Origin of the sequence: Embleya sp. NPDC005971 (assembly GCF_040629175.1) — a bacterium.
In the GTDB taxonomy this organism is placed as follows: domain Bacteria; phylum Actinomycetota; class Actinomycetes; order Streptomycetales; family Streptomycetaceae; genus Embleya.
Window position 1 is genome coordinate 21964 of the sequence record NZ_JBEXUX010000089.1, and the last position, 11721, is coordinate 33684.

Consider the following 11721-nt stretch of genomic DNA (forward strand, 5'->3'; position numbering starts at 1 on the left):
GGCCACCTCCTAGGTGAGGGGTGGCCCGCAGGTCCACGTCGTGGTCGGCTCGCCGACGGCGTACCGGGGTGGAGCGCTCGGGGCGCCGGATGTGGCGATGGCCTCGTCGGTGAGGCCGATCGTGTCGACGATGGTGACCTCAAGTTGGCGGCCGAGAACGACGATGACGCTGTCGGTGATGCCGACGAGGTCGGCGACCGCCCGTGTGGAGTCGAGCAGGGCTGCCGTGCTGTCGGTCAGCCCGATCGGGTCGGTCGGAGCGCGGGTGAGGTCGAGGACGGCTCCGGAGGTGTCGGTGAGCCCGACCGAGTCCGTGGCGGTGCGGGCGAGGTCGAGGACGCTCGTGGCCGCGTCGAGCAGCCCGACGGGATCGGCGAGGATCCGCGTCGTGTCGAGGACGGCGGCGGCCTGGTCGTGGAGACCGACCGGGTCGGTCGCGGAACGGTCGGCCGTGAACGCGGTGTTCGTCGAGTCGGTGAGTCCGACCGGGTCGACCGGGTTCGCGGTGTAGTCGGTGCCGCCCGGGTTGACGTCGGAGACCGTGAGGTCGGCCCAGTAGTTGCCGCCGTTGAACGTGTTCGTGGGGGCGCCGATCGAGCCGGTCTCCTCGTAGCGGCCGTTGCCGAGGGGTGCCGAGGTGACCGCTGCGGCTGCGGGCGCGGTGAGGATCCCGTTGGTGATGCCGCTGGCTCCGGGGCCGCCGCCGGCCCAGTATCCGCCGGTGCCGCCGTAGCGGTCGGTGTGGTGGACGACGACGATGTAGCGGGTGCTCGCAGTGAGTTGGACGGCGACGCCGAGGGTGGCGGTGTGCCATCCCGTCCCGGACAACGAGTAGGTGACGGCGGTCCCGGCGACCTGTGTGCCGGTGGCGACGTCGTACACGGCGCCGGTGACCGGGCCGGCCTCGGCGAGGGTGGCGCGCCAAAAGTGGAGGGCCTTGACCCAGCCGGTCGCCGACAGGGAGAACTCGGTGCCCAGGTTGATTGGTGCGGTGGCCTCGTCGGTGACGGCGCCTGATGTCGCGGGCCAGATGCGGTAGTCGGCCATGGCGGCCTCCTGCTCAGGCGCCGAGCAGGTCGTGGCTCCACGTCACCGTGAGGGTGTCGCCGGACCCCTTGCTGCCGATGCCGGTCAGGAGGACGCGGGAGATCGTGGCCGCGGCGAGGCTGGTGGCGTCGGTAAGGGTGTCGTTGACGATGACGCACTCGGTGATCGGGCTCGCGGTGGTGGCCTTGCCTGCGGCCCAGACGGCGCGCCATGTGATGCGGCGGGAGGAGCCGTTGAGGCTGGACTGCGGGTAGGTTGCGGCGAGTGCCTGCTGGGAGTCGGTGAGGTAGGTGACGAGCGCGGCGCCGGCACCGGTCTTGGACGGGGCGGTGGATCCGGTGCCGAGTTTCATGCCGGTGACCTGGGCGGTCGGGGAGGCGATGCCGGATGCGCGGTCGCCGTAGTACTGGTCGCCGACCTGCGTGACGAGGTTGTGGCCCTCGAACCTGGCGATGATCAGCCCATTGGGGTCGGTGAGTTCCGCGATGACGTGGCCTCGGATGCCTGTGGGTGACGTGTGGTGCACGGGCTCTCCTCCGTCTATCTCGGGTCGGAGACGCCTAGGTCGTCGCAGGCGTCGCAGTGTCCGTGGGTGCCGTCCGTCGGGTAACCGTGCGGGCATTCCCAGTGGTCCGGGCGGCCGAGTGCGTCTTCGTCGCTGCTGACGAGGTCGCTGCCGTACTCGTCGCAGGTGCAGCGGGCGCCGTACGAGTCGTCGGCTCGGCAGCGGCCCCGGCCGTGGGGGTGGGTGCTGCGGGGGTGGCCGCAGGCGCACACGTCGATGTCGACGGGGACGCCTTCCAGGCAGGAACAGCGGGCCTGTTCGGGGTCGGACACGAGGACTCCTCGGGGCGGCTGTGGTTGTGCGAACCCGGCCGCCATATGCCGGGCTCGCGCAGCGGTCCCCCTGCGGGGTTGGTGGTGTGCCTCGTGGGTGGCGGCCCGTGCCCGTCCCGGAGGCCGGACCGCTCGTTTGTGCCCCTGCCGTGGCGCCTCCGGGGCGGGGATGGGTCCAGGGCGATCGTGGGGCCCGGCCGCCGTGTCGCTGCGCAGGCGCTACCTGCCGTCCGCCACCGCGACGCGAACGCGGCCCGGGAGACGCAACGAGCGTGCTGACCTCGCTGGGCGCGGGCACGGCAGCCGGAGTTTGGCGGTCAGGCCGCCGCGTGTTCGCGTGCGGCCTGGATCTGGAGCGCGGCGATCATCGGGTTCGCGCGCAGCGGCGCCTTGCCCGAGTCGCGGCGTTCCCGCTCGCACCGCGCAGCTTCCTTCAGGGTGAAACGCGGCGACCCGTCGATGGTCCCGGCCGGCCGCAGGTATCCCTTGCGCTTCCACCCGCGCGCTGTTGACTCGGATACGCCCGCGAGTTCGGCGACGTCCTCGTAGGTGAGCAGCATGCCGAGCTTGGTGTGGTCGTCGCAGCCGTCGAGGATCACGATGGTGGGGGCCATGTCTCCGCCTCCGGGTACGCAAAAGGCCCCCTGCGTGGGGGCCTTCGGTGTCTGTGTGGGCATGGCTCTGCCCGCGATCTTGAGTTTACCTAAACGCGGACCCTTGACAAGTGGGGCTATCCGTTAGGGATATGGGGCCCATTCGGTCTTGTAGTCGGGGTGGCCGGCGTGGGCGGTCGCCAGGATGCGACAGATCTGGTGGTAGGCGTCCTCGGTTTCGGGCCCGCCGCCCCAGTGCGTGTCATCGATCAGGTGTCGCTGGGCTGCCACCTCCCGGAGGACGCTCGCGGGGTCGTGGCGGGCGATGTGCGCACCGCACTCCCGCCCCAGGTGGTCCTGCGAGCCCGTGGCGACCAGGTCTTGCTCACGGTGCGATGCCACGCGACCGTGCCTGGTGTCGTAGTACCAGTCGGGGCCGACCTCGCCGGCGGCTGCGGCGGCGTCCCGCTCGCGCTCGTCGAGTCTTGCGCGGACGAACGCGACCACCTCGTCGATCACGCGCATCATCCCTCCCGCAGCCAGTCGGCCCGCTGCCGGACGTACTCGGCGACAGCCTGGTATCCCGGGGCGTGCCTGTCGTCGTCTTCCAGGGACGGCCCGGGGCGGTCGTCGGGGAACGGGTTGGGGCCGGTGCCCATTCCGTGCCAGTACATGGCGTCCAGGTCGTTGGCGAGTTGGTCGAGTTCGGCTGCGCGGTCGGCGCGGGCGCCTCGGTCGCTCATGTCCTCATCCTCCCAGGATGTGCAGCACGATCTGGAGCACGCCGCAGGCTACGGACGCCACGATGCCCACCACGACGGCGCTCCGGTAGGCGGGGTCGGACCACCAGTCGCGGATGATCGAGACCGGGGTGCGGATCATGCTCGCCACCCTTCTTGCTCGGCCACTGCGAGGACGCGGCGCAACCGCTTGACCTCGGCGGCCCATTCGGCCGTGGTGTGCGCCTCCAGGTGCTGGGCGGCGCGCTGTTCGGTGTCGGCGAGGATGTCCGGGTCGGCGACCGACGGTGTGTCGTGGCGCCAGCCGCACGAGTCGATCGGGCAGGAGTATTGGGTGGACCGCGCTTCCGTGGTGATCCGGCCGACTTGGTACCAGCCGCTGACCGGCACCCGATATGCCCCCTCGCCGCTTGAGGGACCGGTGGATTCGGCGGGAGTGGATTCGAAGGTTGTGTACGTCAAGGTGTGCTCCTCGTCCATGGTTCATTCTCTCGCGGCGGGGTGTCAGGTGGGCGTCAGACGCGTCAGGTGGGTCGCGCGCGCATGCGCACGCCTAGGGCCTCAGTCGGCCTGGCACCTGACGCGTCAGACGCGTCAGGCCAGGTCAGGCGGGCACGAGGTCACGGATGCGGTACGTGCCGCGGCCGTCGTCCTCAAGCAGGCCCGCGGTAACGAGGGCTTGGAGCTCGCCGGTGACCCATGTCCGGGAGCGGCCTGCTTGGGCCCGGGTGTCGCGGAGGTCATGAGGCCGGAACGTGGTCCTGCCGGCGCGGGACATCTCGACGATCGCCTCGCGCAGGAGCCGCACGGCAGCCTCCCGGCCCATCTCGTTGCCGGCCGGCGCGGCGAGGGTGATGCTCGGGTGGTCGGGGACCTCGATGGGTTCGTCGACGTCGACCTCGGGAAGGTCGGGCTCGTGGTTGGTGGGCAGCTTGAACTCGTCGCGGGCGGCCACGGTGGTCTCCTTGCGGGCGGCGGGCACGGTAGTGCCCCGGCGCCGATTCGCGTATGCCTCGCCCGCAGCCTGTGCGGACACCGGGTCCAGGACGGCGCGGATCTCGGCGTACTGCTCGACGACCTGGGCGAGTTGCTCTGCGGTGATCCGGTAGGACCGCATGGGGGTGGCGTACCGCTCCTCGTCGACGCCGGGGGCCACGAGGTAGGCGTAGCCGGGCCGGCGGTTCGCCCACGCTTCGGGGGCGGCGCCGTCGGCGCGGACCTCGGGCGGCAGTGCCATCTTCGCGGTGGTGGAGCCCTTCACCCCGAAGCACCAGACCGCGCCGATCTGTTCGCGGTCGTCGCCGGACATGATGCCGACCGAGGGCCGCTGGAGGGAGATCACGAGGAACACGCCGGCGCTGCGGGCGGTCTCCAGGAGGCCGGTGATGTCCTCGCCGACCTCGTCGCGGAACAGCTTGGCGGCTTCCTCCCACCAGCAGACCATCGCGGGCATGCCGTGTGTGTCGAAGACCTCGGGCGTCCACTCCTTGTGGCCCCACCGGCCGAGCTGGTCGGCGCGGGCGGAGATGACGTCGGGCAAGGCTCGGATCTGGGCGCGGCATTCGGTCGTGTCGGTGGCGACCCAGTCGACGCCGGGGGCGACGTCGCGGAGCGTCTGCTGGCCTTTGACGGGGTCGCCGAGCCACAGGCAGGCGTCACGCCGGGTGAGCAGGTCGGCCCAGGTGACCTCACCACCGCTGCTCTTGCCGCTGCCGTTCATGCCGAAAACGCCCAGGTGGGTGGCGTTGCGGCCGATCTTGGGGTCGCCGTTGAGCCAGAACACGGCGGGCTCGCCGTCCTCGTACAGGCCGACTTTGAAGCCGGCGCCGATGCTCCCGCCGGCCGCCGAGGGGCCGGGCCAGACGATGGTGTTCTTGAGGTGGTCTCGCGGGACGACGATGAGTTCGGCCCGTCCGGCGTCGTCCGGGTCGGTCTGGATGCGGACGCCGTTGCGTCCGACGCCGAGAGCCGCGGCGATGCCGCGGGTGGCGGCCTGGACCTGCTCGATGTCGCCGTCCGGGGAGACGACGCGCAGCGTGGCCTTGACCCGGCCGCCTTCGACGGTGGGCGGGCCGACGTCGACGCCCTTGAGGGCGCGGACCTGCGCGGCGAGGCCCTGGTCGCCCGCAGTGATGGCCTTGGGGTCGCCGGGGGTGGTGCCGCCGTTGCGGGTGATGCGGCGGATCGTCCACGACAGCGGCGTGGCGATGCCAAGGATCGCCCAGGCGGACAGGGCTCCGGGGGTGGTGGGGTCAACGGCGGCGGACAGGGAGATGCCGCCGGCGACCAGGCCGACGGTGGTGGTGGCGTGGGCCCGCCACAGGGGCGCGGAGGAGGGGGCGATGCGGCTGGTGCCCCAGGTGAACGCCGCGGCGAGGAGCGCGGTGCCCATGGCAGGGCCGGGCTGGTCGTGCCAGGCGGTGTGGGCTCCGTACGCGAGGCCGTAGGTGGCGGGGGCGGCGAGCCAGGCGGGAACGTAGGGGGCGACGGTGGAGAGGGCGCGTTCGGAGGCGCGCTGGTGGAGGGCCATCACTCGCCGACCTTGAAGCGGGGCTTGTTGCTGGGCTTGGCCTTGGTCTTGCCGTAGGCGGTTTCGAGTTCGGGGGCCATGTGCTTGAGGAAGCTGCTCTTGGCGCGGGCTCCGCAGACGGCTGCTTCGTTGAAGGCGTCGGCGGCGTTCTGGATGTGGCCGGCGACCAGGGCGGCGCGCTTCTTGGAGGTGTGGTTGGCGTCGGGGTGGTCGGGCATTTCGGCGAGGAGCGCGCGGACTTCGTCGGCGAGGTAGGAGATCTGGAGTGCGCCTTCGCGGCCGATCTTGCGGATGCGTTCGCACAGGGCCATGAAGTCGACGTCGTTGGTGATGTCGTCGGCGCCGAGCGCTTCGACGATGGAGCGGGCCATGGTTGTGTCCTGTCGCTGAGGCCCGGAGGCGGCGCGCGGCGCCTGCTCGCCCGGGAGGTGGTGTGTGGGTCAGGCGGAGAGGCGCTTGAGGGCCCGGTCCCGAGTGATGCGGACGGTGTCCTTGGAGACCTTCTCGCCGTGAATCTCGCGAACAGCATCGAGCAGTTCGACGCGGTCGCGAACACCGTCGCGAACAAGTCGGTGAACAGTGTCCGCGATCGTCTCGCCCGTGTTCGGCACGAGGCGAACAACGGCCTCCGACCTGCTGTTCGTCTGTTCGTCGCTGTTCGGCTGCTCGGCGCGAACCGTGTTCTCGACGGAGGACTCGACCGGGGTGTTCGCGGTGTGGCGAACAGGGTTGTTCGGGTCGTCGTCCGGGCTGTTCGGCGTGTTCGCGGCGGTGTTCACCAGGGCCGTGAGCGCGGTCGCGCGGGCGAGTTGGCGGCGGACGGCTGCGAGCCCGAGGAGGGCGCTCGCCTCGGCCATCTCCTGCTCGACCCACTGGCGTGTGCGGTCGTCGAGCGGTCGGGCGGAGTGCGCGATCAGGACGGTCCACAGCATCTTGGCGAGGCCGGAGATGCTGGCGCCGACGATGCCCGCGACGATGTTGCCGGTCATCCAGCCGTGGGCGACGACCGCGGCCATGGCCGTCACGAGCGAGGCGTGTCCGGCTTGGCGGGGTGCGACGGCGCGGGCGCGGTCGTACCGGGCGAGCCATTCGAGGGCCATGTTCGTGATCCACACGGCGTCGAAAACGGCTGCCGCGATGAACGCGACGGGCGTGGCGACGGTTGCGGACAGCAGGCCGGCGATGCTCGCGGTGGACCACACGACGGATGCGGCGACGACGAGGGTGGCCGTGACGGTGGCGCCGCGCAGGACGATCTGGTCCCAGTCGCGCGGGAGTTCGGGGACGTGGACGGTGTAGGGCTCGGTGACCATGCGGGTGCGGCCGTCGACGACGTGCGGTACGCGGCGTTCTCGCTGTTCGGCGCGGTATTTCATGCCCGTGCCCCTGTCACGCGTGGGGTGATGGGGGCAATAAGGTGCTGTCCAGCCACTGTTGAGACCTCCATGTCTCCAGTGGTCAGGGCTCGGCCGGGGCTGTGATCCCCGCGTCCGAGCCCGTCCCATGTTCCGAGTTGTTCGGTCCGGTTGTTCGGCCATGTTCGTTGAGCCTGCTGGCCGGCCTTCGGACGTAGAGCAGCCTATCGGAAGTGTCAACTGCGGCAGGCGTGTTCGCGCCTTGTTCGGTGTGTTGTTCGCCGTTGTTCGGGCTTGTTCGCGGCTGTTCGCTCAGGTCGCGCGTCTGCGTTCGACCGTCGAGTAGTTCTCGCCGTCGATGCGCTCGACGGTCGCGGCCGGGACGGCCATCACATAGACGTCCTCTTGGCCGGCGGTCCACCCGTCGTACTCGATGAGGGCCCACCACGCGCCGGTGGCGTCCCGGCTCCACCACCTGATGCGGGCGTCGAGGATGCCGCCGCGGGGCTGGGTGACGCGCACCCGGGGCCGGTGGGCGGTCGGCGGGGTGCGCGTGTCCATGCGCTCATCGTGGCGGGCGAGGCCCCCAGATGTCCTGCTCTCCGGGGATCATCAGGTCGGGGTCGTGGATCACGTTGTCGGCGCGCCCGGATCGGCCGTCGGACCACTCGACGTAGACGATGACCGGTCCTCCGGGCCGGGCCTGGGACCAGCCGCCGACGACTCCGTGGCGCCAGGCGCCGTCGATGGCGGCGAGCACGTAGGGCCACGGGCGGGCGAGGGTGTGGTGGATGCCTGCGCTGGTGCGGTCGCCCGGGTGGGAGCGGGTGAGGCTGCGTGCGGGGGCGGGGCGGTCGATGTCCACCCCGCCATGATCTCGCACGCGTTCGAGTCGGTCAGGTGCGTTCGGGCCCGGCGACCACTGCCGCGGCGACCGCGCACCAGCCGATGTGCCAGGACTGGTCGAGCGCGCCAGCGCCGGTCCCGAGACAGCCGTGGCCGCGGCCGACGTCGTGGAACTCCGCCTTCCCGATGCGCTCGGCGATCGCCTCCAAAGGTGCGCGCCGGTCGGCGAGGTAGTGGGTGGCGGCCGACACGGCGAGCCCGGCCGCGGCCCGGCGCCATCGGATGCCGAGACCGAGGTAGCGGTCGGCGGCCGCGAGGGCGACGGCCTGGCCGAGGGTGTAGGTGGCGACGTGGGCGGCGCAGGCGCGCCGGCCCTCGCGGCCGGGCCGGCCCTTGGCGAGCGCCTGGTCGTGGGTCTGGATCCAGTAGTCGCCGACGTGGTGGGCGGCCGTGAAGACGGCCGTGGTGGCCGCGAAGCGGACGGCTGCGGTCTGGTCGGAGTGGGGCATGCTGGTGCTCCCTGCTGCTCGTGAGGGTGGATGTGGGGCCCGGGGTGGCCGGCTTGCTGCCAGGCGGTGCGGCCACCCCGGGGCGGGGCTACGCGGCGAGTCGGTACGCGAGGCGCTCGAACGCGGCGGCCGCGGTCTTGTCCTTCGGCCGGTAGACCAGCGCGCGGGCCACGAAGGTCCGGAGGTCGTACAGCTTGATCGCGACCCGCTTGGTGGCGCGGCCCTTGAGCTTGATGCGGCCGGTGGTGGTGGCGGTGGGGACGACTCCGCGGGAGAACGGGCTGGCGAAGCGGCGGGCGTCGGCCGGTGCGATGCCGGCGGCGGTGAGGTGGGCGACGGCGGAGGCGGTGCCGGTGGCCACGGCGCGGGTTGCGGTGCGCTGGGCGCGGCGGGTGCGGATGGCGGTGCGGATGTAGCTGCGTGCGGCGCGGGCGGTGGCGTGCATGATGGTGTCTCCTCTGCTGGTCTGTGGCTGGTCGGAGGGCCCAGGGCGCCCGGTTCTTCCGGGAAGTCGAGGCGGGCGCCCTGGGGCGGATTCAGCGGGCGCAGTTCTTGACCTGCAGGTCGCCGATCCAGTCGGCCGGGTCCTGGCCCTCTTCGATGAAGTCCTCGTATACGTGGCCGGCGACGGCGACCAGGTCGCCAGTGACGATCACTGTGCGGTGCGTGCCGTACTGCGAGTCGCGGCGGACGTGGCTGCAGCCGGTGGCGTGGACGATGGGCTCGCCGGCGCCGGTGTAGGTGACCGTGTAAGAGCGGCCTGCGGGGGCGGCGGTCTCGACCGGCGCGATCTCGGTGGTGGCCTCGATGGGGGCGGGCGGCTCGTACAGGTCGCGGATGGCCTGCGCGGCTGCCTCGATGGTGGCGTGGAACCCGACGCCGCTGTCCTTGGCGCCGGCCTTGTTCGACCAGGTGGCGAAGCGGCCTCGGTGGGGGTGGTGGTCGCCCTCGTCCTGGACGACGCCGATGATGTCGCCGTCGAGCCAGACGTCGCGGTCGCGGGGGTCGATGCCGGTGGCGAGGATGTGGAAGCCGGTGGTGGGGACCTCGATCCCGTTGATCTCGAAGGTCTCGGCGTTGTGGTCGGCGGTCATCTCGTTCTCCCCGGTTTGTGCTGGTTCCTGCTGACGTCCATAAAGCTATAGGCCAACGCGTTGCCCTGTCAATAGGCCAACGCGTAGTCCTTTCGATTGGCCTACGCGTTGTGCGAGGATGGCCGCATGAGCAGCGACTACACACCCAGCCCCGAGACCGCCGCCCTCTTCGCCCGGTACAAGCGACACCTGCTCGCCGAACGCGAACTCCGCCAGGCCGTCAAGGACGCGGCCCCGGCCGAGATGAGAGCCGGCGGCACCGTGTCCGACCTCGCCGAACTCACCGGCATGACCCGCGAGGTCTTCCGCCGGATTGCCCGCGAGCACGAGATCGACCGCCTCCGGCCGCCGACCCACGGCAAGGACGCACCGCCGCCCGCCTCCTGACTCACGCCGCGTACGTCGTCCCCAGCAGGTACGCCACCCAGCCCTCGTACTCGTCCGTCGCCATCACCCGCGGGCACTCCGTGCACGCCACCTCGTCGCGGCCGTGCACCGCGGCGAGGGACAGGCCCCGGCAGTCCGGGCACGGGCCGGGCACCGGCGTCCAGTCGGAACCCCCGCCGAGGCGGTAGTCCGCAGTGCTCGCAAGCCGGTGCACCTCGGTGCCGTACTTGACCGCCCAGGGCGTGCACAGGGCTGCGGTGCGCCGGCGGACGAGGTAGGCGACCGAGGCGTCCACCGTGGCTGCGTCATGCCGGACGCACCGGTTGCCGAGGCCCTCGCCAATGTGGTCGCGCAGGGCGTCCTCGGCGTATCGCAGGGTGCGGAGGATGTCGTCGGCGTGGTCCATGCCGGGCGAGACGCTGCCGGGGTCGACCTGTGTGCCGCCTCGTTCGAGCTGGAGGTGGGTGGGGAGTTCGGTGAGTTCCGCGAGGGTGCGGTAGGCGGCGGGCAGCCCGCGGAGGAGCTGGACGATCTCGTCGCCGCACGGGTGGCACCACACGGGCCTGCCGGGGGTGGTGTCGTTGTGGCGGCCAGGGCAGGGGGTGGCGATGTCGGTGGTCGTGTCGGCGTGGTCGAGGTGCTGCACGGTGGCCTCCGGTGGAGCGGGGGTCTCGCTCTGGTCTCGAATGGATCAAGGTGTGGATTGCCGTACACAGGGGGCGTACCGTCTCGGATCCGGCACTCCCCCCGGCCGGGCGCTGGGCCCGCGCTCCCGTCCCCCTGCGGTGAGCGGCGGGCCCTCGGCGCTAGTCGTCCAGCAGGAGCAGGGTCGCGGCGCCGACCCAGGTGAGGACGGCCGCGATGCCGCCGGCGATGAGGCCGAGGTGACCGTTGTGGGTGATGCCGTAGGTGGCGACTCCGGAGAGGCCGCCGAGGATCACGCCGAGGATGAACGTCACGATTGCTCCCGGGTGTTGGGCCAGTGGTCGGTGAGGGGCGCGGCGGTGTCGGTGTCCGCCGCCGGCTCGGGCTGGGCGTCGAGGGCGCGAATGGTCGGGCAGGGCATGTCGATGACGCGGCCGGTCATGGTGGTGCCGGTGATGTCGAGGCGGGAGCACGCGTTGCAGTGCGTGCCGTAGACGGTCGTCCAGGGCCGGTGGAGGTCCCGCACGCGCTGCACGGCGGCCTCGGCCCGCTCGGCGCGCATCGTGTCCGCATACGCCGCCGTTGTCTGCCGGGTGCAGTTGAGGCAGGTGGTCTCGAAGCCGATCGCGGCCTCGTACTCGGCGACACGAGCGGACAGTCGGTCCCGCTCGTCGACCAGCGCGTGGATCGGGGCGACGATGTCGGGCCAGTCGTCTCGGCCGTGGGCGTTGAGCGCGTCGCGGGCCTGCTCGTGCATGGTCCGGTAGATCTCGCTCGCGGCGCGGACGGTCGCGGCCTCCTGGCGGGTCTCGTCGAGTGCGCGGTACAGCGCGGCGAGTTGGTCGTCGTTGATGTCGCTGGCGGTGTGCCGCGGCTCGTCGAGGTCGGCGGGCGGGGGCGGGATGGCGCCGGCGTCGAGGAGGGCCTGGACGACGGCGCGGCCGACGTGCTCGCGGAGGCTGAGGGAGAACCACCAGCGCTCCCCGGTTTCGGGGGTTGGCGCCGCGTTGAGTGCGGTGCCGACGGCGTTGCCGGCAATGGCATCGAGGCGGCGGCGGTGCGGGTCGGCGGTGGGCTCGGTCATTGCTGCGGCTCCTCGCCGATGAAGGCCGAGCGCTGGGCGGTCGGGGGCTGGTCG

General features: G+C 71.7%; 20 protein-coding genes. 1 reads left to right on the top strand and 19 read right to left on the bottom strand.

The annotated features are described in order from the left end of the window. Nucleotides 1-9: 9 nt before the first annotated feature. The 16 genes from ABZ374_RS43060 to ABZ374_RS43135 all read right to left on the bottom strand — a co-directional run bounded on the left by ABZ374_RS43060 (nucleotide 10) and on the right by ABZ374_RS43135 (nucleotide 9551). The gene (locus tag ABZ374_RS43060) at nucleotides 10-1047 is read right to left on the bottom strand and encodes a DUF4082 domain-containing protein (protein WP_360323070.1); all 1038 of its coding nucleotides are present in this window, start codon (nucleotides 1045-1047) and stop codon (nucleotides 10-12) included. Between the two features lie 13 nt (nucleotides 1048-1060). Further along, nucleotides 1061-1573: a hypothetical protein gene (locus ABZ374_RS43065; protein ID WP_360323071.1), complete on the bottom strand. Its 513-nt coding sequence runs from the start codon at nucleotides 1571-1573 to the stop codon at nucleotides 1061-1063. A gap of 14 nt (nucleotides 1574-1587) precedes the next feature. Then, entirely contained in the window at nucleotides 1588-1884 is a 297-nt protein-coding gene (locus tag ABZ374_RS43070; RefSeq protein WP_360323072.1) for a hypothetical protein, read from the bottom strand. A gap of 317 nt (nucleotides 1885-2201) precedes the next feature. Beyond that, nucleotides 2202-2498 carry a hypothetical protein gene (locus ABZ374_RS43075; protein WP_360323074.1) on the bottom strand — a complete coding sequence of 99 codons (297 nt, stop codon included), beginning with the start codon at nucleotides 2496-2498 and terminating at the stop codon, nucleotides 2202-2204. Between the two features lie 123 nt (nucleotides 2499-2621). After that, a complete protein-coding gene (locus ABZ374_RS43080) occupies nucleotides 2622-2996 on the bottom strand; it encodes a DUF6221 family protein (RefSeq protein WP_360323076.1) in 375 nt (124 codons plus the stop codon). A 5-nt stretch (nucleotides 2997-3001) separates the two neighbouring features. Continuing rightward, complete coding sequence (locus tag ABZ374_RS43085; protein ID WP_360323077.1) at nucleotides 3002-3220, bottom strand: hypothetical protein; 219 nt, start codon at nucleotides 3218-3220, stop codon at nucleotides 3002-3004. A gap of 4 nt (nucleotides 3221-3224) precedes the next feature. Next, entirely contained in the window at nucleotides 3225-3359 is a 135-nt protein-coding gene (locus ABZ374_RS43090) for a hypothetical protein (RefSeq protein WP_360323079.1), read from the bottom strand. Further along, nucleotides 3356-3679, bottom strand: coding sequence for a hypothetical protein (locus ABZ374_RS43095; protein WP_360323081.1), 324 nt, complete (start codon nucleotides 3677-3679; stop codon nucleotides 3356-3358). The genes ABZ374_RS43090 and ABZ374_RS43095 overlap by 4 nt, the downstream gene beginning before the upstream one ends. Nucleotides 3680-3821: 142 nt before the next feature. After that, a complete protein-coding gene (locus tag ABZ374_RS43100; RefSeq protein ID WP_360323083.1) occupies nucleotides 3822-5747 on the bottom strand; it encodes a hypothetical protein in 1926 nt (641 codons plus the stop codon). Beyond that, nucleotides 5747-6118 carry a hypothetical protein gene (locus ABZ374_RS43105; RefSeq protein ID WP_360323085.1) on the bottom strand — a complete coding sequence of 124 codons (372 nt, stop codon included), beginning with the start codon at nucleotides 6116-6118 and terminating at the stop codon, nucleotides 5747-5749. Before ABZ374_RS43105 ends, ABZ374_RS43100 begins: the two co-directional genes overlap by 1 nt. A gap of 69 nt (nucleotides 6119-6187) precedes the next feature. Then, entirely contained in the window at nucleotides 6188-7123 is a 936-nt protein-coding gene (locus ABZ374_RS43110; protein ID WP_360323087.1) for a protein transporter Sec31, read from the bottom strand. A gap of 291 nt (nucleotides 7124-7414) precedes the next feature. Beyond that, on the bottom strand, nucleotides 7415-7663 hold the full coding sequence (locus ABZ374_RS43115; protein ID WP_360323089.1) for a hypothetical protein: 249 nt from the start codon (nucleotides 7661-7663) through the stop codon (nucleotides 7415-7417). A 4-nt stretch (nucleotides 7664-7667) separates the two neighbouring features. Next, nucleotides 7668-7967, bottom strand: coding sequence for a hypothetical protein (locus tag ABZ374_RS43120; protein ID WP_360323091.1), 300 nt, complete (start codon nucleotides 7965-7967; stop codon nucleotides 7668-7670). Between the two features lie 31 nt (nucleotides 7968-7998). Further along, a complete protein-coding gene (locus ABZ374_RS43125; RefSeq protein ID WP_360323093.1) occupies nucleotides 7999-8457 on the bottom strand; it encodes a hypothetical protein in 459 nt (152 codons plus the stop codon). An 88-nt stretch (nucleotides 8458-8545) separates the two neighbouring features. Further along, on the bottom strand, nucleotides 8546-8902 hold the full coding sequence (locus ABZ374_RS43130; protein ID WP_360323095.1) for a hypothetical protein: 357 nt from the start codon (nucleotides 8900-8902) through the stop codon (nucleotides 8546-8548). A gap of 91 nt (nucleotides 8903-8993) precedes the next feature. Then, nucleotides 8994-9551 (bottom strand): hypothetical protein, encoded by a 558-nt coding sequence (locus ABZ374_RS43135; RefSeq protein WP_360323097.1) that lies wholly within the window; start codon nucleotides 9549-9551, stop codon nucleotides 8994-8996. Nucleotides 9552-9677: 126 nt separating this feature from the next. Between ABZ374_RS43135 and ABZ374_RS43140 the strand changes: the two genes are divergently transcribed. Further along, entirely contained in the window at nucleotides 9678-9938 is a 261-nt protein-coding gene (locus ABZ374_RS43140) for a hypothetical protein (RefSeq protein WP_360323099.1), read from the top strand. 1 nt (nucleotide 9939) lies between these two features. Here the strand turns inward: ABZ374_RS43140 and ABZ374_RS43145 are convergent, their stop codons facing one another. The 3 genes from ABZ374_RS43145 to ABZ374_RS43155 all read right to left on the bottom strand — a co-directional run bounded on the left by ABZ374_RS43145 (nucleotide 9940) and on the right by ABZ374_RS43155 (nucleotide 11667). Beyond that, nucleotides 9940-10584, bottom strand: a complete 645-nt coding sequence (locus tag ABZ374_RS43145; RefSeq protein ID WP_360323101.1) for a hypothetical protein — start codon at nucleotides 10582-10584, stop codon at nucleotides 9940-9942. Between the two features lie 160 nt (nucleotides 10585-10744). Beyond that, nucleotides 10745-10897, bottom strand: coding sequence for a hypothetical protein (locus ABZ374_RS43150; RefSeq protein WP_360323103.1), 153 nt, complete (start codon nucleotides 10895-10897; stop codon nucleotides 10745-10747). Beyond that, nucleotides 10894-11667 (bottom strand): hypothetical protein, encoded by a 774-nt coding sequence (locus ABZ374_RS43155; RefSeq protein ID WP_360323105.1) that lies wholly within the window; start codon nucleotides 11665-11667, stop codon nucleotides 10894-10896. The genes ABZ374_RS43150 and ABZ374_RS43155 overlap by 4 nt, the downstream gene beginning before the upstream one ends. Nucleotides 11668-11721 lie beyond the last annotated feature (54 nt).